Raw genomic sequence first — 19,570 nt, 5'->3', positions numbered from 1 at the left:
TTCAGCTCAGGGCTTGGTCAAACGCAATTCCCAGACCGGCCCGCCATCATCGATGGCGATGTGTTGCGAGGGCCCGAAGCCCTGCGCAGCCAGGGCGCGAGCAGCTGACAATCCGGCCAAGCCCACCTGGCCGGCCGCCGCTTGAGCGGCCTCGCTCAAAAAGGACAAGTAAACCGTCTGGCGCGGCAAGAGCGCGGCCAAATGGCTGCGCCAGGCGGCCCCGAGGCGGCTCTGGGCCGTCAGCGGATCACCCACATAGAAATGCGCGCCCAGGCCCTGCCAGAAGGGCGAGACCCCGCTGAGCGGATCGCGCGGCCCCGCCAGCTCCACGATCAGGCGTTCGCCCCACGTTTCATTGGACTCAGCGATTCTGAGCAAAGCCGCCTGGATCAGTTTGCTCAACAAGGCCTCTTGCGCTGCGGCATCCAGCCCCGGTGCGCAGGCCAGATCGGCCAACTCGCTCTCACCTGTGTGGTCATTGCCCAGCATCAGGGTGGACTGGGCGCGGAACAGGCCTAACTCCGCGGCTGCATGGACCACGCGTCCGAGGTGGAAGCTGTAGCGCGGCATCTGCAGGCCCAGCCTCGGCACCAAGCGCAAGCAGGCCTGCGGCAAAGCACTGGCCGCATCGGCCAGCACCAGCCATTCGCCCTCCGCTTGGAACGAGCCCTCCTCCGGCTTGGCCGGCGGCAAGCTCAGCGGCGTGCCGCTTTGATTGCGCCAGCCTTGCAGCTGGGCGCGGTCCTCTTCAAGCCAGCCGCGCACAAGCAGGTCTTGGCCGGACTGGGGTCGCAGCGTGCTCATGCCTGGGCTCCCTCGTTCAATTCATCGCCGAGCACACTCACCAGTAGGTTCGCTGAACCTGTTGTTGAGTTGAGGCCCAGCCGCGCCAACACCTCATGGCCGCGCGACAGACTCATGGCATTCACCGGCAACTCAGCCAAGACGGCACGAAAGCCCGCTCGATCTGCGTTGACGGCGATATGCCAGGCCAGCGGGCCCTGGGCCAGCGCTTGAGCACGCGCCTGCGCATGGTCCAGCGGTTCATCGTGCAGACTCAGCCGGCGAGCTTGGCGCACGCTGCGCAGCAGGCCCAAGCTGGCCTCCACCGTGGGGCCGCCGTCAAAGATGTCGATATAGGTGTCGGCATCAAAACCCTCGTCTTGCAGCATCGAAAACGGCAGCTCGCCGACCGGGTGCAGCTGGCCAATCGCAAACTGCGCCGCCTCCGGCAGCAAGGGCACATAGATCGGCGAATGCGGCATCAGGTCGGCAATAAAGGCCTTGCTTCGACCACCGGTCACTTGCTCGGCCTGCGGGTAGTCCATATCAAAAAAGCGCCGACCCACCGCATCCCAGAACGGACTCTGGCCCGCCTCGTCGGCCAGGCCAGGGTTCTCAGCGGCGATGCGCTCATTGAAGCGCTCGGCGTACTGCATGATGAAGAGCAAGCGGGCGCGCGACAGGAGCTGCGGCGCCAGGCTTTGCGCATAGTCGGGTGAGATGAAAAACGAAGTGAGCAAGGTGTAGCCGGTCAGGTCGTGGCACAGATGCAAGGTGTGCATGCGCTGGCTGACGCCCAAAGCCGCGCTGGCATGCACCACGAACTCATTGCGGTAGCTGTAGAAGCGGTCGTGAAATCCCGCGCTGGCCGCAATGCCGCTGCAGCCCACCACCTCACCGCGAGCCCTATCCTCCAGCACAAAAAGATAGGTTTCTTCGCCGCTGGCATCGTCCAGGCTGCCAAAGGCCTGCAGCGAGCGCTCGATGCGCACCCGCAGCTTTTGGCTGTCACTGGGCAAGGAGCTGATGCCATCAGCGGTGGCGGCGGCAATGCGCTCCAGCGCCGGTAAATCAGCAAGCGCCACCGGGCGTAAAACAAGGGCTTGGTCTCGAGTCATGATGCGCTGTGCTCTCCTGCGGGACGGCGCCATGCGGCGGCGCGCTGGCTGCGCTCATCGCGCGGTGTCTTCTCAAAATGCGCCTTGTAGGCGTTGGAAAAATGCGGGCCTGAAGAGAAACCGCAGGACAGACCGATCTGCAAAATCGACTGGCTGCTCTGCTGCAAGAGCCGGCGTGCCCGGTTCAGACGCAGCTCCAGGTAGTAGCGCGAAGGCAAAGCGTCGAGATGCTGTTTGAACAAGCGTTCCAGCTGGCGCCGCGACACGCCCACCAAACGCGCCACCTCTTCGGTGGGCAAGGGCTCGGCCAAGTTGGCTTCCATCAGGCTCAGGGCCTCGGCCAGCTTGGGGCTGCCGCCGCCCTGCTCGGCCGAGGGCCGGCGCTGGCGCTCATCGCGGCCGCGCAGGCGCTCCAGACCAAGGCCGAGGGTCAGGTCTTGCGCCAAGCGCTCGCCATGCAAGCCCCCCAACCAGGCCAGGGTCAAATCCAGGCTAGCGCTGCCGCCCGCACAGCTGAGACGGCTGGCCTTGGCATTCATCTCCCAGACATTGCCGCTCCAAACCACGGCGGGGAAGTCTTCTTGCAAGGCCTCCAGCAAATGGCCATCAACCGTGGCGCGTTCGCCGTCCAGCAAGCCCGCCTCGGCCAGAACAGCGCTGCCGCCATCAATACCCGCCAAAGCAACACCGGCATTGGCCTGAGCGCCCAACCAATGCAGCAAGTCAGCCGGGGCTTCGCTGCCCTCACCGGCCACGACAAAGATCATTTGCCAGCCGCTGGAGGCCAGCGCCGCCTCGGTCGCCAAGCGGAGCGAGCCGCAGTGCACGCCCGCTCCATCCGCGCTGAGCAGCGTGGCCTCATAGCAAGCCTCGGCTTGCAAGGTATTGGCGAGTTGCAAGGCCTCCAAGACCCCGGCCAGGGGCAGCAAGCGCGCACCGTCCAGCAGCAAGAAGCCGCAGCGGCGCGCAAGCACGGCGGAAGCCGGGTCCGGCTGTGACGCCGCGATCAGGGACTCGTTCAGGCTGGGGAGCTTGGGGCTGCGATTCACCGCTGCACTGTAATTCAGGCCCGCCGCTTCGGCCTCCATGCAAACGCGTGCATGCACGCTCACTGCCAATGGATGAGAGAGGGAACGGCCAGCAAGACCAAAGCCATCACCAAATAAATCATTTGCAGCGGCAGCATCCAACGCACCCATTTCGTCCACGGAATTCCCGCCAGGGCCAGCACACCCACGGTGATGCCCGAGGTCGGGATCACCGGCGTGGTGAGCTCGCCGAACTGGAAGGCCAGGATGGCGGTCTGCCGGCTCACGCCGACCAAATCGGCCAGCGGCGCCATGATGGGCATGGTGAGCGCTGCCTGACCGGTGCCTGAGTGGATGAAGAAGTTGATCACCGTCTGGATCAAGAACATCTTCTGCGCCGAGAAGATCGGGCTGCTGGACTCCACAAAAGGCACCAGCGCGTTCAGCAGGGTGTCGATGATGTGGCCGTCACGCATCAGCACCACCGTGCCTTTGGCCAAGGCGATCACCAAGGCGGTGCTCACCAAGTCTTTGGCGCCTGCCATGAAGCTGGCGACCCAATCTTCGGCATCCAAACGCCCAATCACCCCGACGACGATGGCCATCAGCAGGAACAGTGCGGCGATCTCTTCGATGTACCAGCCGAACTTGACCACGCCAGCGATCATCACGGCCAAGGTCAATACGAAGACCGACAAGACCAGCTTGTGACGCAGGGTCATGCCGGTGAAGCGCTCGAATGCGCTCAAATCAAGTTGCTGGCGTTTGAGCTGGTCCATTTCAAAACAAGGGCTCAACTCGGGCTGGCGTTTGATACGTGCGGCGTACCACATCAAGAACGCGATCGTCAGCGTGGTGGCAATGGCCCAGCACAGCAGGCGGTAGCCAATGCCCGAGAACATCGGCACGCCGGCAATGCTCTGGGCCACACCCACATTGAAGGGGTTCAAGAAGGCGGTGGCGAAACCGATCTGCGAGCCCACAAAGGGAATCGACACGCCGACGATGGTGTCGTACTTGAGTGCCAGGGCCAGCGGAATGAAGATCAGCACAAAAGGAATCGCCTCTTCCGCCATGCCGAAGGTGGCGCCACCCAGCGAGAACAAGGTGATGAAGACCGGAATCAGGGCCACACGCACCAAGGCCGAGCGGGTGTGCGCCCGCGCCACCGACTTGATCATCGAGTCAATCGCCTCGGTGCGCTGCAGCACCGAGAAAGCACCGCCGACGATCAGCACAAAACCAATGATCAAGGCCGCTTCGACAAAGCCCTTGATGGGCGCCATCAAGAGCGCCGCAATGCCCTGCGGCTGGCTGGCGACCTGATGGAATGAACCCGCGACGATGACCTTCTTGCCATCGACCATCTGCGTCTCATATTGGCCGCCGGGCACCAGCCAGGTCGCCAAGGCGATCAAGGCCAAGAGCGCAAACAGCAGCACAAAGGTATTGGGGAATTTCAATTTCGACATGGGTGTCAATTCGCTTGCATTCGAGAGAGGACGAGAGACCTTGGCGCCATCACAAAGACAACAACTTGCCGCTGCGGAAGGCTTGGGCGCCCGCCACCTTGCAGACCCGCATGCCGGCGGTGGCATAGCGGCGGCTGACGCGGGCAAACATGCGGCCGCCTCGGCTGGCGATCAGCGGGGTTCGCAAGTCGCTCAAAGGGTCCAGCACCTCGGCCACCTTTTCTCCCTCAGCCACCTCGTCACCCGGCGCCTTGAAGAAGATCAGCACCCCGTTGTGCGGCGCCACGATGGGCTCCACCCCTTCCAAGGGTGTGGCTTCGCACATGCCTGCCGAGGGCAGCGTCAAGGCCGGCAAGTTCAGCGCGGGGCCTTCGGCAATATGGCCGCGCAAGCGCAAAAACTGCAGCAAAGCCGTGGCGTCTTGATGGGCCAGGCGCTCATCCACTTGCAGCTCGCCCCGCAGTTCCACCGTGGCCGCAAAGCAGGCCAGGGGCACCGGCCGGTCCGGGCCGAAATGGGCGGCCAGCTCCCACCAAATGCGTGAGACGGTCTCATCAAAGGGGTCGTCGCCGGACTCCTCTGACACCAACAAAGCTTGTGCACCCAGCAAAGCGCCCAAGGGCCGGGCCGCCTCGGCCAGCGGCGTGCCGGTGTAGACATGCATCACCGCTTGGGTGTCGCAATGCAGATCCAAGACCAGATCAGCATCTGTGGCGAGCGTCTGCAGCCGCAGCTTGAGCTGATCGGTTTCAGTCAAAGCAGCCTGGGCAGCCAACAGCGCCAGCGCCGCGCGGCGAATGTGCAAGGTGTTCTGCACCGCATCGCTGCCCAGCAAGGGCTCCAACTGAGGAATCAAGGTCGCCGTCAAATGCTGGTAGTTGCGATTGAAGTTGATGCCGGTGCGCAAATCAAAGCGCCCGCAGGGAGCGCCCTGCAGCTCTTGCGACAAGCCGATCGGGTTGGCCATGGGCACCAGCACGATCTCCCCATCAATCAGGCCAGCCTGCTCAATTTCTGCCAAGGCCACCCGCAGATGCTGGGCCACCAACATCGGCGGCACCTCGTCGGCATGCAAAGAAGCTTGGACATAGGCCTTGCGACCGTTTTGCGCCGCGCCAAAATGAAGGCTGCGCAGTTGCCGCTGAGTGCCAGCGCTGGCAGGCTGGAGTGCATGAAGCACAGTACGCATGGGAGTTCCAGTCAAGAGGTGGCCACCTGCTCGGCTTGATGCCAGGCAGGCACTCAAGAGACCGTCAGGTCAGCAAGTTAGCGAAGGCCGGCGACGCTTGCCGCACAGGCCCGCAGATTCAGGGCTTTGCCGCTAGCGGCTTGTAGAAAGGGCGATTGATCAGAATCGGCTGCACATCCAGACGCAGGCGCAAGACGGTGTAGTCCTCGCCGCCCATCGCGCCGCTGTACCAACCCCGGCTTCCTTCGCCCTTGTAGAGCCGGAACTCAAAGCCCAGATCGGGCTGCGCATCATCGGCCGCATGCAGGCCATTGAAGGCCACACCCAGAGCCTCGGGATAAGGGCTGTCAAGCAACTGGCCCATGGCATTGACGATGGTGGTGTCGCCGAGCATGTCCAGATAGAACGCTTGCTTGTGGTGGTAGGGTTTGAAATCCTTGGCGGCAGGGTCGATCACATGCCCCGCACGTTTGCTCTCCGAAGGCAGAGTCACCGCGGTTTTCAAGTTATGACTATCGCCGCGATCCAAATAGCTGAGCTGAGCATTGCGGATATTGAAGGCACCCAGCCTGGCATCGCTGCTGGCTTGACTCAGATCCACCAAGAGAACACCCTTCGCCCCCAGCACCTGCAAGTCATCGCCACGCAGCAAAGCGGCGCTGTTCTCTTCTACGCCCAGACCCAGCTGATAGCCCTCGGCCTGCATCAACGGCAGCAGGCGCCCAATGCGGCCGCGCTTCAGAAAGTGTTGGTCGACAAACAAACGCGTGCCGACGAAGCCCAGGCCGCGGTCCACCTCTTTGCCGCGTCGCATCTGACCCTTCATCACCTGCAGCGTGTCTTGGGCGTCACGAAACATGGTGCTGCTCATGATGGCCGCACCGGCGCTGGTGCCGGCCAGCACGCCGCCGCGTTGATAGACCGCCCAAATGGCTTTGAGCATCTCGGTCTTCTCTCCGCCTGGCTGCAGGGTGTCGACAATCAACTCCTGCGCGCCGCCAGAGAAGAAGACCCCTTGCGCCGATGCCACCTTGGCGAGCAAGTCCGGGTCTTTCAGATTGGCTTGCAAGTCCACGCCCTTCAAGCGTGGTGCCACCGGGATGGCCTCGGCCTTGGCGCCTTGCGCATTCAAGGCGGCAATGATCTGAACCGCGCTGCGATCAGGGTTGGCTGCCGCTGTCGCGAAGACAGCAAAGCGCGCACCGGGGCCACCCGCCTCATCGACGATACGTTTCCAGACCTCTTGGTTGTCGTACTTCAAGGCGCCACCAATGACGAACACCGCGCCTTGGCCCGGCGTTGCAGCCACAGCAGGGGCGCAGCTGAATGCAAGACCCACCAACAGACTCAGGCCAACAGCGCTCCGCTTGGCAGACAGACCACCGGCCAGGTTTGAATAAATGGAACGAGCAAACACGCTGTATCCGCTCATATTTTTAATTAGCCACTGCATGGACTTCGCTTCTCTGATCACGTTGAATGGGCAAGGCCGCTGACAAAGGACATCTCGGCATTGGAAGACGGAAAGGGGAAAAGGGCAATGCGGCGAGTCTGGCAAAGCCGCCCGCCTCTGACCAGCGGGTTAGGCCCCAAAGCACCCGGTTTTGACCGCTGAGCGCAAGTGCATGTCGCAAGCATGCAAGCGCTGTTGCGCCTGTTCATCGGGGGTTTGCGATCAAGCGACACGGAATTACGCAAAACGGACCGAGCCACCAAAACCCCATAGGCAAGTCTTGCAAGCCACTCCTAGAGTTGCCACACGGTTGAGATGCAGGACACGCAGCCCACACCAGGACTCGCAAGCCAGCCCGACCTCTTTCCTTTGACCCTGGTTCAAGTTTCAAGTCCCCAAGCAATTGCAAGTGCTGGATTGCCAAGGCAAACAAACAACACGCCCTTCGCTCTTCTCCTCTTACCCCTTTTGTCCACCGAGGCCCATCGATGACTTTCAACAACAAGCGATTCACGCAGCGCGCCCCTCGCCCGGCAGCAAGCTTCAAACTGCAAGGCCTGGCCCAAGCCGCGCTTGTGCTCATCAGCGTTCAGGCGCTGCAAGCGCAAGCGCAAGAGGCCAAGCTTGAGCGGATTGAAGTGACCGGCACCAGCATCAAGCGTCTGGAAGGCGAAGCCGCCCTGCCAGTGCAAACGATCAAGCGCGGCGACATCGACAAGACCGGTGCCACCACGGCCGCCGAAATCATGAAGACCATCAGTGGCAATGCCGCGGCCTTGACCGACGGCGCCAGCATCACCGACAGCAGCGGCGGCCAACGCGGCATGAATGCGGTCAATTTGCGCGGGATTGGGGTCTCCAGCACCTTGGTGCTGCTGAATGGCCGACGCATGGCCAATTTCGCATCGCCCGGCGACAACGCTGGCGTCGACCTGAACAACATCCCCGCCGGGGCGATTGAGCGGGTGGAAATTCTCAAGGACGGCGCCTCGGCCATCTACGGCACCGACGCCATCGGCGGCGTGGTCAACTTCATCACCCGCAAAGACTACCGCGGCGCAGACATCAATGTTTATGCCGCCCGCACCCAAGAAGGTGGCGCAGAAAAGACCGCCGCATCGGTGGGCGGTGGATTTGGCGATTTGAGCCAAGACCGTTTCAATGTCTTCGGCGTGCTGGACGCGCAAAAGCTTGGCGGACTGCGTTCCACCGAACGAGAGTTTTTGCAGGACCGCCCCCTGGCGACCAACCTGCCTTTTTATATGTCCAGCCGGACCTTCCCCGGCAATATCCGCTTGGCCAGTAAATCAGCCGCCCGCAAGGTGCAGCTGGATGCACTGAACGCCGCCGGCTTCAGCATCGACGGCAAGCCCTTCAACCAGCGCACCATCAATCTGTATGCGCCCGCCTGCAATCCGCCGGCCACGGTCTACGCGCCCGACAATTTGAGCCAGGCCTGCAGCTTTGACTATATGCAGGACACCGAGCTCTACCCCGAGTCCGACAAGCTGGCCTTCTTGGGCCGCGGTGTCTTCCAACTCAACAACACCACCCAGCTGTTTGCCGAAGTGCTGAAGAGCAAAACGCAGACCCGCTATGTAGCCAGCCCCAACCCGATTGAAGTGACCGCGGTGCCCACGGCCGCGATCAATCCCTTCTTGCCCAAGCCTCTGCCTTTTGGCGGCACAGTGGATGTGCGCCAGCGCGTCACCGAAGGCGGCAACCGCACCAACGAGGTCAGCAGCGACGCCGAACGCATCGTGGCCGGCATCAGCGGCGCACTCGGCAGCTGGGACTACGACTTGGCCGTGAATCGCGCCGTCAACCGCAGCACCGACTCCCTGAAGGACGGCTACTTCCTTTATGACAAGTTCGTGGAGGGTGTGCGCAGCGGCAAGATCAACCCCTTTGGCAGCTCGCCGCAAGCGGGCAAAGACCTGCTCGCCAGCATCGGCGTGCAAGACGATGCGCGCAGCTCCAAAGGCACCACCACATCGGTGGATGCAAAGTTCAGCGGCGAGCTGATGCAACTGGACGGCGGCGCGCTGGGCGCGGCCTTCGGCGCTGAGTTCCGCCGCGAAGAAACCCAGTTCACGCCCTCGGCCCTGCTGCTGACCAACAATATCCAAGGCGACCGCAGCTCGCGTGGCGACTCGCCTCCGGCCAGCAAAAACAGCCGCAATGTCGCGGCCGTGTACGGCGAATTGAACGCTCCCTTCAGCAAAGAACTCGAAGTGCAGTTAGCCGCCCGCTATGACAACTACAGCGGCGTGGGCAGCACCTTCAACCCCAAGCTGGGCGTGCGTTGGCAGCCGAGCAAAACGGTGATGTTGCGCGGCTCGGCCGGCACGGGCTTCCGCGCACCGTCCATCAATGAGTTGACCCGCCCCACTTCGTTCGGCTCCAGTTCGGCCTTCCTGACCGACCCTGGCTGCGTGGCACAAGGCTTTGCCGTGGCGGATTGCACCGACCAATGGCGCGTGGAACGCCGCAGCAATCCGAACCTGAAGCCTGAGAAGTCCAAGCAGTTCTCCTTCGGCCTGGTGCTGGAGCCGACCCGCGAGCTGACTGCAAGCGTTGACTACTGGATGATCAACAAGACCGATGTGATCAGCGATCTGTCGGAACAAGTGATCCTGGGCAACCTGGCCAAGTATGAAAAGGACTACGTCAAGCGCGATGAGTTCGGCGAGCTCATCGACACCATCTTGCTGAAAAAGGAGAACCAGGGTGAGCTGCGCACGTCGGGCCTGGATGTGGACTTCAGCTACCGCGTGAGCGCAGGCGATCTCGGACGCATTACTGCCAATATGAACGGCACCTATGTGCTGAAGTACGAACGGCAGTTCGGCGCCGGTGAGCCCTTCTTGAACAACGCCAGTCAGTTCCTCAGCGACCAAGTGATCCAGAAGTGGCGTCATCGTCTGTCGGTGGATTGGGACCTGGGCCCGATCGGCCTGACCCTGGGCAACACCTACTACTCGGGCTACCGCGATCACAACACCGCCTTCAATCCGAACACCGATCAGCTGCTGCCAGCCCGCAACGTCAGCGCCTATTCGCTGTGGGACTTGTCGGGCTCGTGGAAAGTCAGCTCGGCCATGAAGCTGCGCGCAGGCGTGCAAAACCTCTTGAACACGCAGCCGCCGTTCTCCAACCAGGGTTACTACTTCTTGGCCACCTATGACCCCACCTATACCGACCCACGGGGCCGGACCTTCTATGCCAGCCTGAGCTACTCCTTCCGGTGAGCGAAGGCAGGCGCTGAGCCAAGGGCGCACTCGAACTCAGTGCGGCCATGAAAAAAGCCAAGCCTTGACCGGCTTGGCTTTTGTTTTTTGCGTGAAGCTTTACTGCGCGCCGTCTCGCTCGGCGGCCGGCGGGCTGATACGCCCAGGACCCGGCCAAGCGCTGTAAATCGGATTGGGCATGCGTACCGGCGTGATGTCCAGGTAGACATTGATGACGGTGTAGTCCTCAGGCCCATTCTCATCGGTGCTCCAACCAAAAGTACCGCGGCCTTTGTAGATACGGAACAAGAAGCCCAGCTCAGCGACGGGATCGCCCGGCTTGGGCGCGACATCGAAGCTCAAGCCGCGCACTTCCGAAAGCGGGCTGTCGATCAGGTAGTTCATCGAGTTGGAGATGGTGGAATCCCCCAGCATGTCCAGATGGAACAAGGGCTCGGTGTAGTAAGGCTTGTAGTCCGGTGAGCTGGGGTCCAACTTGTCACCGCGCAGTTTGACGGCCGAGGGCATGGTCAGCCGAGTCTTCAAGTTATAGCGATCCCCGTGGTCGAGGTAATTGAGGCGCGCCTGGGTCAGGTTAAAAGCGCCCAGCGTTGGGTCGGTCTTCACATCGTTCAAGTCCACCAACATGGCGCCCTTGCCACCGATGATTTCCACTTCATCGCCATGAATGATGGCAGCCGAATTTTCATCGACCCCCAAACCTAACTTGTAGCCCTTGGCCATCATCAAGGGGATCATGCGGCCAAAGCGGCCCCGCTTCAGAAAATGCTGGTCCACAAACAAGTCCGGCCCGACAAAGCCCAGGCCTCGGTCGATTTGCTTGCCTTCGACCCACTTGCCTTTCATGATGTTGATGACGCTGGGGGCATCGCGAAACATCACCGTACTCATGATGGCGGCACCGGCAGAAGTACCTGCCACCACGCCGCCCTTGCGGTAAACCTCCCAAATGGCCTCGAGCATCGGCGTGGCATGGCCTCCCGGCATCAAGACGTCGACGATGCGCTCTTGCGAGCCGCCCGTGAAGAACACGCCGCGTGCGTTCTTCACTTTGTTGATCAGGGCCGGATCACGCACCACCTTGTTCAAATCAACCCAGCCGAATTTGGGTGCTACCGGCAAGGCTTCGGCGACTGCGCCGCGCCGATGCAGCATCTCAATGGCTTGCTTGGCGCTGGCCTCCGGGTCCTCGGAGGCCGTGCCGAACACCACAAAGCGCGCGCCCTTGCCGCCTGCCAGCGCGACGATTCGCCCCCAGACCTCCTCGTTATCGGCTTTCAAGGCCCCGCCGATGGGGACGGCATAACCACGCACCACGGCGTCTTGCTTGAGCGCGACTTGCGCGGGTGCTGGGCTGGCCTTCGTCGCCTGTTGCGGAGGCGACTGGACGGGTGCTTGAGCGGCTGGCTGCGGCGTCGGCACCCGAGTAGACAAGGCCAGGGCCTCGGCAAAGCAGGTGCTCGACAAGGTCAGCATGGCGGCAAAGGCCAGCATGCTTGTGATCTGTGACCGGGTCTTTTCAATGATGTGGGGCAATGAGGGCATGATTTCAGGCGTCAATTCATCTCGGTTCGACTGCTTGCTGCTGCAGCCCGGCTGAATTGATGGTAGCCCAGGGCTGCGCAGCAATACCTCCCCCGCAAGTGTGAGTTGGCGGCCCTGCCGCCTCGCCCTCTATGACAAGCCCGTCAAACCACCTAACGCCAAGTTGCGCGGATGCGACTTTGCGCGTAAACCCCCGCTGGACGAGCCGCGTTGACTTCCTAGACTGATCCGATTGGACGCAAAGCCCTGCGTCAGCGCCGCATGAACTGTCATCTGGCTTGATCGGCGCCCACGCCACACCTTGGAGAACCCCATGAAATCAATGCCGCCACGATCACTTCAGAACCGCGCCGCCAAGGTCGCAAACAACCGGGGCCAGGTCTTGCGCCAATCAGCACAAGCCGCACAAATCTTGGTGCTGGCCCTGGCCGGACTGCCAGCGCTGGCGCAGGAGGCGGATGCGCCGGCGAAGAAGCTGGAGCGCGTGGAGATCACGGGGTCGGCGATCAAGCGACTGGAGAATGAGACGGCCCTCCCCGTGCAAGTGATCACGCGGGCCGAAATCGTCAAACAAGGTCTGACGACGGCGGCCGAAATCGTTGCCCGCATCAGCGCTGCCACCAACAATATGACGGACGGCGGCAGTATTGCCTACGGCGGCTTTCGCGACCAGATGGGCATGAATGGCGCCAATCTGCGCGGCATCGGTGTCTCTTCCACGCTGGTCCTGCTGAATGGCCGACGCATGGCCAATTTTGCTTCGCCGGGTGACTCCTCCGGGGTTGACCTGAACGGTATACCGGCGGCCGCAATTCAACGCGTTGAAGTGCTGCTGGACGGCGCCTCCGCCATTTACGGCAGCGATGCCATCGGCGGCGTGATCAACTTCATCACCCGCAAGGACTACACCGGCATTGAGCTCAATGCCAGCTACGGAAACACCAGCGAGGGCGGCGGCGGCAAACGCACCGCCTCAATTGCCGGCGGTTTTGGCGACTTTGACCGGCACGGTTTCAATATCTTTGGGGTCTTGGACATTCAAAAAACCGATAGCCTGAACGCCAGCCAACGCAAGTTCATTACCGATTTGGATATCCCTGGCCGCTTGCCAGATCTGCTCTCCAGTGCAGCCTTCCCCGGCAATATGAGGCTCAGCAGCAGCCAAAGAGATGCCTTGATTGCCGATGGTTTCTCCAGCAACGGCAAGACCGTGATCGACAGCAAGACCGTCAATCCGGCTGCAGCCAAGGGCTGCAACCCACCCGCATCACTCTATTTGCCTGACGGTATCGGCGGCGCCGATGGTTGCACTTACGACTACATGCGCGACATTGAGCTCTACCCCAAGTCAGACAAAACCAGTTTCTTTGGACGCGGCGTGCTCAACCTGGGCGGAGGGCACCAGCTATTTGCCGAGGCATCACTGAGCCGCTCACGCTCGCTGTTCTCGGGCACCCCGAATCGCATCGATGCAGACATTGATGTGTCCAAGGTCCCAAGCCTGGCTGGCACCAGTCTGGCCAAACTCGACTCTGACGCCGAAGACCGCATCATCACGGTACGGACTCGCCTGGGCGAAGCCGGCCTGCGCACCAGCGAGTTGATTTCGGACAGCCAGCGCTATGTCGCGGGTGTCAGCGGAACCTGGGCGCAATGGGACTATGAGCTGGCTTACAACCACAGTTTGAGCTCGGTCTCTGATCGCGATCATCAGGGCTACCTGAATGAAAATATGATTCGTGCCGGGTTTGCCAGCGGCACCTTGAATCCGTTCGGCAGCTCTTCCGCCGCCGGCCAAGCCCTGTATGACAAATCACAGATACGCGGTGAGGTCCGGCGTGCCGAAGGCACCATGGACAGCCTGGACTTCAAGGCAACAAGAGCCTTGTGGGCCTTGCCCGGAGGTGATATGGCCCTGGCCTTTGGGGGCGAGTACCGACGCGAAAAGCAGAATTACCATCAATCAGAAGCATTGGCCAAGGATCTGATCTTGGGTGAAACATCTCAAGGACCCGATGCCGACTTTGGGCGCTCACGCAAAGTCGCGGCGACCTTTACAGAGGTCAGCGCACCAGTCACCAAAGAGCTGGAGTTGCAAGCCGCGTTGCGCTATGAGCACTACCAAAACACCGGCGGGGCCACCAGCCCGAAACTCGGCCTCAAATATGTGCCGATGAAAGAATTGCTGCTGCGCGCCTCCGCAGGCTCGGGCTTCCGGGCCCCAAGCTTGTCAGATTTGTACCGCCCACTCACCCAGGGCAGCTCGGCCACCTTGGTGGACCCCGTGTGTATGGCGGAAGACCCGAGCAACACGGTCACCGATTGCTCGGACATCTGGGTCACCATGAATTACAGCAATGCCAAGCTCAAGCCGGAGCGCTCCACCCAGTTCTCATTGGGCGCTGTCTTGGAAGCTCGCCCAGGCATGACGGTCAGTTTGGACTACTGGAACATCGAGAAACGCGACCTGATCAGCACGCTGGGCGTGGACTCGATCTTGGCTAATTTGGACAAGTACGGCAGTCTGGTGCACCGCACTTCCAAAAACACCATCGACTTCATCGATCTGGTCAAAGAAAACCGCGGCAAGCAAAAAATCTCAGGGCTTGATCTGGGCTTGAACCTTTCAGGCTTGAAGAGCGGCTTCGGCACTTTCGGTCTGCGCATGAACGGCACGCTGACCCTGAACTCAGAACAGCAAACCGGGAACGATGATCCGTTCTATAGCAATCTAGGCCACTTTGTGAATGATGGCGTGGTGCAACGCTGGCGCCACACAGTCAGCACCGACTGGGAGCTTGGCGCCTTCGCCATGAGCTTGAGCAATAGCTATCTTTCGAGCTACACCGACCAAAGCATCGTCGGCAAGCCCGATCGCAAAGTCGCGGCTTACTCCTTGTGGGATTTGACGGGTGCTTGGACGCCGATCTCTTCATTGACTCTCCGAGCCGGTGTGAAGAATCTCTTCAATACAGCCCCACCCTTCTCTCAACAGGCGTGGTTCTTCCTCTCCGGCTATGACCCCAGCTACACCGACCCGCGCGGACGCTTTGTCTACCTCAGCGCGCAGTACCAGTTCCGCTAATGAGCCAGCACGCCGGCGCAGCCTGGCCTGGCTTTGTGGCTCGCTATTTGGCCCGAGCCTCACTGCCCAGGCTCAGGTCGCGATCCTCGATGGACTCTCGCGGAGAATCGAGCAAATCAAGGCCATCAGCCCGGCGCTGCTGAATGAGTTGAAAGTGCCGGGCATGTCTTTGGCTTTGCTGCAGCAAGGCCAAATCGCATGGTCTGGCGAATTCGGCGTGTGTGAAGCGGGGGCGCCAGAGACCGTCCAAGCCAACACGGTGTTCGAGGCGGCGTCGATGAGCAAGCCGCTGTTCGCCTATTTGGTCATGCAGACCGTTCAAGCCGGCTTGCTCGACCTGGATCGGCCGGTGCAGCAGTACCTGCCCCAAGAGGCCTTCAAACCGCCGCAAGCATGGCAAAGCCTGATCACCGCGCGTCATTTGCTGACGCACCGCTCGGGCCTGCCCAATTGGCGCAGTGCGGCGGATGAGACCAGTCAGTCCCTGCGCATTGGCAGCGAACCGGGCCAGCACTTCAATTATTCCGGCGAGGGCTACTTCTATCTGCAACGGGTGTTGGAGCAGATCTGCGCACAGCCTTTACAGACCCTGGCCGAGTCTCAGCTTTTCAAGCCACTGGGCATGCGACACAGCAGCTTCGTGCTAACGCCCGAATTGGATGCCTTGCGGGCGCGAGGCCACGATGATCAGGGCCAAGTCTTGCCGTTGCAGGCCTACACCTCGGCCAACGCCGCCTACACGTTTTACACCACGGCCGGAGACTACGCCAAGTTTCTGGCTGCGATGATGAGCCTTGAGCCAAGCACGCCACACGGCTTGAAAAGCCCTGCTCTGAAAGCCATGTTGGCCCACGCTACACCCGCCACCGATCGCGAACCCATTGCTCGCCCCGGCGCCGCACAGGGCCTTGGGGTGTACTGGGGTTTGGGCTGGGCGATCAACACCACGGTCCAGGGAGATATCGCGTATCACACCGGCACCAACAGCACTGGCTTTCGCTGCTACAGCCAGTTTTCGCCGAGCCGGCGCAGCGGCTTCGTGTTGATGAGCAATGGCCTGAACGGCCACCTGCTCTGGCGTCGCCTGATGGACTTGTTGGGCGACTTGTAAAGGCCGATAAGACTCAGCTACTGATGCCCAACTCATGAGCCATGCGTTGAACCAAGGCCTTCAGCGCCTCGAGTTCCGCATTCATGCGTTGTTGCTCAGCGCGCAAAAAAACTAACTCATCGTCGCGTGGCACCGCATTGGGCCCAGCCTCCTGGCTCACCTCTCCGCAAAGAAGATGCGCCCAACGGGGCTCGCGCGCGCCCGGTGCTCGCGCTAGCTTGGTGACGAATGCGGGTCGCCTGTCATTGGCCTGCGCCAATTCATCCAAAAAGCCCTCGACGGAAGACGCATCCGCGAATCGATGCAAGCGTTCGGTATTCATCCGCAACTCGGCCGTGGTCTGCGGGCCGCGCAGCATCAGCAGGGTCAATATCGCCAAGGCCGCACCTGGCACGCCCAAACCTCGCGCCGCATTGTGCTCAAAACGAACCACACGGCTGCCGCTGACGGTATTGACCAAGTTCAACAGCTTGAGCTCATCCAAAGCCAAGAGAACATCAGACTCACTCGCATTCATGACCGGGTCACGCGCGGTCTTTTGATTGCAACCCAAAGTCAAGGCATTGAGAGAAAGGGGATAACTGTCTGGCACCGTGGACTCTTTCTCCACCAACACCGCCAACACACGGGCTTCAAGCGCCGTCAAGGTTCGCATACTCATTGCCCGTTAAACCCCAAAGCCGTCGTCGGCCTGAATGACCGCACCATTGATGAAATGGCTTTCATTTGCGCACAGCATCAGCAGCGCGGTGTCCAGGTCCTGTGGTTGACCAATGCGCTTGCGCGGCAGCAAATCCACCAACTTGCGGCCCTGCTCGGTGGACCAGTGGTGGTGATTGATCTCGGTATCGATATAGCCGGGGCAAATCGCATTGACGTTGATGCCATGCTTGCCCCATTCAAGCGCCATAGCGCGCGTCATATGAATGACGGCCGCCTTGCTCATCGAGTAAACGCCAATCTGGCCCAGAACGCGCAAGCCCGCCATCGACGCGATATTGACGATGCGCCCGCCAATAAAGGTGCCGGGCGCTGACCCGCTGGCACGGCCCAACATGCGCTTGCCCACCTCTTGCGCCACGAAAAATGCACCGCGCACATTCGTGTCCATGACGAAGTCGTAGTCATCGGCTCCGACTTCGGTGAGCTTTTGAGTCCGGCTGACTCCGGAGTTATTGATCAGGATGTCAATCGTGCCGACCTCGGTCTCAGCGTGGGCTACGGCCGACTTGATGCTGTCGAGATCGGTGACATCCAGGGCAACCACATGCGCATCGCCCCCATTGCCTTCGATCTCGCTACGCAGCGTCTTGAGTCGCTCGATACGGCGCCCTGCCAAAACAACGCAAGCGCCTGCTTTCGCCAGAGTGCGGGCAAATTGAGCCCCCAGGCCACTGGAGGCCCCGGTCACCAAGGCCACACGCCCCGACAAATCAATGCTGTAACTCATGATCTCGTCCTTCTGAAAGTCGGCGGAAGATTAGCACGCGGACTCAGGGTGACCGTACACAGCAGAGCAAACTTCCATGGCTTTGGCCCGGCCAATGGTCGGCGTCCGCGCTCATCGGCCATGCGGGGAGGCATGGTCCTAGACTGAGCTCCCCAAGCAGAAAAGCACGATCGTTCGATTTTTAAAACAGGCCAGTAGAATGCGCCCCAACTCATCATCTACGGGCACAACTGCGCCCACCAAAAACAAACCAAAGGATGCCCATGACCAGCGCTGAACTGATTGCTCAATACGGCCCACGCGAAAGCATGGAATACGACGTGGTCGTGGTGGGCGCTGGCCCTGGCGGCTTGGCCACGGCGATCCGCCTCAAACAGTTGGCCAATGAGAAGGGCCAAGAGCTTTCAGTCGTCGTACTGGAAAAAGGCTCAGAGCCCGGCGCACACATCCTCTCGGGCGCTGTCATGGACCCACGCGCCTTGACCGAGCTGTTGCCGAATTGGCGCGAACTTGGCGCTCCGCTGAACCAGGCGGTGACCGCCGACGAAGTTCTGTTCCTGAATGAAAGCGGCGCCCACAGCACACCGCAGTGGCTGATCCCCGATTGCTTTCACAACCACGGCAACTATGTGATCTCGCTTGGCGCCGTCACGAAATGGTTGGGCGAACAAGCCGAAGCTCTGGGTGTTGAGATCTTCCCTGGCTTCACTGCGGCAGAAATTGTTTATGGCGAAGACGGTTCGGTGCGCGGCGTCGCGACCGGCAACCTCGGCGTCGGCAAAGATGGCCAGCCTCACGATGGCTTCCAGTTGGGTATGGAGTTGCTCGGCAAGTACACCGTGTTCGCAGAAGGCGCACGCGGTCACCTGGGTAAGCAATTGATCAGCAAGTTCCAACTTGACGAGGGCCGCGACCCTCAAAGCTATGCCATCGGCATCAAGGAACTCTGGGAAATCCCAGCCGACAAAGCAAAGCCTGGACTCGTGGTCCACACAGCCGGTTGGCCCATGGACGCAGACACCTACGGCGGCGGCTTCCTCTACCACCTTGAAGGCAACAAGGTCACGCTGGGCTACGTCGTCGGTCTGGACTACAAGAACCCATGGCTAAGCCCTTTTGAAGAGATGCAGCGCTGGAAAACTCACCCCAGCATTCGCCAGCATCTCGAGGGCGGCAAGCGATTGAGTTATGGCGCTCGGGCCATCACGGCTGGCGGACTCTTGTCACTGCCCAAGACCGTATTCCCAGGCGGAGCCTTGGTGGGATGTGATGCAGGCTACTTGAACGCTGCGCGCATCAAAGGTAGCCATGCGGCGATCAAGACTGGCATGTTGGCAGCAGAAGCAGCCTTCCAGGCCGTCAGTGAAGGACGTCAACATGACGAACTGCTCGCCTACCCTGCAGCGTTTGAACAAAGTTGGCTGCACGCCGAATTGAATCAATCCCGCAACTTCAAGCAGTGGTTCAAGAAAGGCAATACCGTCGGGACCCTGATGACCGGCATCGAACAGTGGCTGCTGCCCAAGTTGGGAATCAAGAGCCCGCCTTGGACCGTCCATCGCCCTCTGCCGGACCATCTTTATCTGAAGCCTGCAGCAGAGTGCGCCAAGATTGACTATCCCAAGCCCGACGGCAAACTCACCTTTGACCGCTTGTCCTCCGTGTTTGTCTCCAACACCAACCACGAAGAGAATCAACCGGCTCACCTGACGTTGAAAAATGCAGATGTGCCTGTGAGCATCAATTTGGCAAAGTTCGCCGGACCAGAGAGCCGCTACTGCCCTGCCGGCGTCTATGAATTCATCAAGACCGACAGCGGTGCAGACAAATTGCAAATCAACGCTCAGAACTGCGTCCATTGCAAAACTTGCGACATCAAAGATCCCACGCAAAACATTGTGTGGGTGACGCCGGAAGGCGGTGGTGGCCCGAATTACGCGGGGATGTAAATTGCCACGAAAAGGCGGCCCTTTGGGCCGCCTTTTTTTGGAGTTTTCAAGCTGAACCGAAGCACGCTAAATCTTCCAACTTAAAAGGCAGCCAAACCCCAAAGTCATCAAGACAAACAAAAACGCCCCTGATTCT

At 60.8% G+C, this 19,570-nt stretch carries 13 protein-coding genes; 4 read left to right on the top strand and 9 right to left on the bottom strand.

The features are described 5' to 3' along the window. Nucleotides 1–6: 6 nt before the first annotated feature. From LNV06_RS18505 to LNV06_RS18480, 6 genes are all read right to left on the bottom strand, one after another. The gene (locus LNV06_RS18505) at nucleotides 7–804 is read right to left on the bottom strand and encodes an arginine N-succinyltransferase (protein ID WP_263539784.1); all 798 of its coding nucleotides are present in this window, start codon (nucleotides 802–804) and stop codon (nucleotides 7–9) included. After that, nucleotides 801–1,901, bottom strand: coding sequence for an arginine N-succinyltransferase (gene astA / locus LNV06_RS18500; RefSeq protein WP_263539783.1), 1,101 nt, complete (start codon nucleotides 1,899–1,901; stop codon nucleotides 801–803). Before astA ends, LNV06_RS18505 begins: the two co-directional genes overlap by 4 nt. Next, nucleotides 1,898–3,007: a GlxA family transcriptional regulator gene (locus LNV06_RS18495; RefSeq protein WP_263539782.1), complete on the bottom strand. Its 1,110-nt coding sequence runs from the start codon at nucleotides 3,005–3,007 to the stop codon at nucleotides 1,898–1,900. Before LNV06_RS18495 ends, astA begins: the two co-directional genes overlap by 4 nt. Nucleotides 3,008–3,009: 2 nt before the next feature. Next, entirely contained in the window at nucleotides 3,010–4,401 is a 1,392-nt protein-coding gene (locus LNV06_RS18490) for a YfcC family protein (RefSeq protein ID WP_263539781.1), read from the bottom strand. Between the two features lie 49 nt (nucleotides 4,402–4,450). Continuing rightward, entirely contained in the window at nucleotides 4,451–5,590 is a 1,140-nt protein-coding gene (locus tag LNV06_RS18485; protein ID WP_263539780.1) for a succinylglutamate desuccinylase/aspartoacylase family protein, read from the bottom strand. Between the two features lie 118 nt (nucleotides 5,591–5,708). After that, entirely contained in the window at nucleotides 5,709–7,022 is a 1,314-nt protein-coding gene (locus LNV06_RS18480; protein WP_263539779.1) for a cyanophycinase, read from the bottom strand. Between the two features lie 509 nt (nucleotides 7,023–7,531). Between LNV06_RS18480 and LNV06_RS18475 the strand changes: the two genes are divergently transcribed. Beyond that, a complete protein-coding gene (locus LNV06_RS18475; protein WP_263539778.1) occupies nucleotides 7,532–10,294 on the top strand; it encodes a TonB-dependent receptor in 2,763 nt (920 codons plus the stop codon). 99 nt (nucleotides 10,295–10,393) lie between these two features. Here LNV06_RS18475 and LNV06_RS18470 read toward each other — a convergent pair whose 3' ends face one another. Continuing rightward, the gene (locus LNV06_RS18470) at nucleotides 10,394–11,839 is read right to left on the bottom strand and encodes a cyanophycinase (protein WP_263539777.1); all 1,446 of its coding nucleotides are present in this window, start codon (nucleotides 11,837–11,839) and stop codon (nucleotides 10,394–10,396) included. A 313-nt stretch (nucleotides 11,840–12,152) separates the two neighbouring features. Here LNV06_RS18470 and LNV06_RS18465 point away from each other — a divergent pair, with 313 nt between their 5' ends. Beyond that, a complete protein-coding gene (locus LNV06_RS18465; RefSeq protein ID WP_263539776.1) occupies nucleotides 12,153–14,924 on the top strand; it encodes a TonB-dependent receptor in 2,772 nt (923 codons plus the stop codon). Next, nucleotides 14,857–16,035: a serine hydrolase domain-containing protein gene (locus LNV06_RS18460; RefSeq protein WP_263539775.1), complete on the top strand. Its 1,179-nt coding sequence runs from the start codon at nucleotides 14,857–14,859 to the stop codon at nucleotides 16,033–16,035. The genes LNV06_RS18465 and LNV06_RS18460 overlap by 68 nt, the downstream gene beginning before the upstream one ends. 13 nt (nucleotides 16,036–16,048) lie before the next feature. On the opposite strand, the gene LNV06_RS18455 is transcribed toward LNV06_RS18460, so the two are convergent. Further along, a complete protein-coding gene (locus tag LNV06_RS18455) occupies nucleotides 16,049–16,690 on the bottom strand; it encodes a YceH family protein (RefSeq protein ID WP_263540241.1) in 642 nt (213 codons plus the stop codon). A 12-nt stretch (nucleotides 16,691–16,702) separates the two neighbouring features. After that, nucleotides 16,703–17,485, bottom strand: coding sequence for an SDR family oxidoreductase (locus tag LNV06_RS18450; RefSeq protein ID WP_263539774.1), 783 nt, complete (start codon nucleotides 17,483–17,485; stop codon nucleotides 16,703–16,705). Nucleotides 17,486–17,748: 263 nt separating this feature from the next. Between LNV06_RS18450 and LNV06_RS18445 the strand changes: the two genes are divergently transcribed. Continuing rightward, nucleotides 17,749–19,434, top strand: coding sequence for an electron transfer flavoprotein-ubiquinone oxidoreductase (locus LNV06_RS18445; protein ID WP_263539773.1), 1,686 nt, complete (start codon nucleotides 17,749–17,751; stop codon nucleotides 19,432–19,434). The last annotated feature ends 136 nt before the right edge of the window (nucleotides 19,435–19,570 follow it).

Source organism: Paucibacter sp. Y2R2-4 (assembly GCF_025717535.1).
GTDB lineage: Bacteria > Pseudomonadota > Gammaproteobacteria > Burkholderiales > Burkholderiaceae_C > Paucibacter_A.
Note: the sequence above shows the minus strand (reverse complement) of the source record. Positions and strands in the feature narration are given on the sequence as shown.

Coding starts and splice junctions, on each gene's coding strand:
- LNV06_RS18490 (WP_263539781.1), bottom strand. CDS start 4,401: ATGTCGAAATTGAAATTCCCCAATACCTTTGTGCTGCTGTTTGCGCTC.
- LNV06_RS18475 (WP_263539778.1), top strand. CDS start 7,532: ATGACTTTCAACAACAAGCGATTCACGCAGCGCGCCCCTCGCCCGGCA.
- LNV06_RS18445 (WP_263539773.1), top strand. CDS start 17,749: ATGACCAGCGCTGAACTGATTGCTCAATACGGCCCACGCGAAAGCATG.
- LNV06_RS18505 (WP_263539784.1), bottom strand. CDS start 804: ATGAGCACGCTGCGACCCCAGTCCGGCCAAGACCTGCTTGTGCGCGGC.
- LNV06_RS18470 (WP_263539777.1), bottom strand. CDS start 11,839: ATGCCCTCATTGCCCCACATCATTGAAAAGACCCGGTCACAGATCACA.
- LNV06_RS18455 (WP_263540241.1), bottom strand. CDS start 16,690: ATGCGAACCTTGACGGCGCTTGAAGCCCGTGTGTTGGCGGTGTTGGTG.
- LNV06_RS18465 (WP_263539776.1), top strand. CDS start 12,153: ATGAAATCAATGCCGCCACGATCACTTCAGAACCGCGCCGCCAAGGTC.
- LNV06_RS18450 (WP_263539774.1), bottom strand. CDS start 17,485: ATGAGTTACAGCATTGATTTGTCGGGGCGTGTGGCCTTGGTGACCGGG.
- LNV06_RS18480 (WP_263539779.1), bottom strand. CDS start 7,022: ATGAGCGGATACAGCGTGTTTGCTCGTTCCATTTATTCAAACCTGGCC.
- LNV06_RS18485 (WP_263539780.1), bottom strand. CDS start 5,590: ATGCGTACTGTGCTTCATGCACTCCAGCCTGCCAGCGCTGGCACTCAG.
- astA (WP_263539783.1), bottom strand. CDS start 1,901: ATGACTCGAGACCAAGCCCTTGTTTTACGCCCGGTGGCGCTTGCTGAT.
- LNV06_RS18460 (WP_263539775.1), top strand. CDS start 14,857: ATGACCCCAGCTACACCGACCCGCGCGGACGCTTTGTCTACCTCAGCG.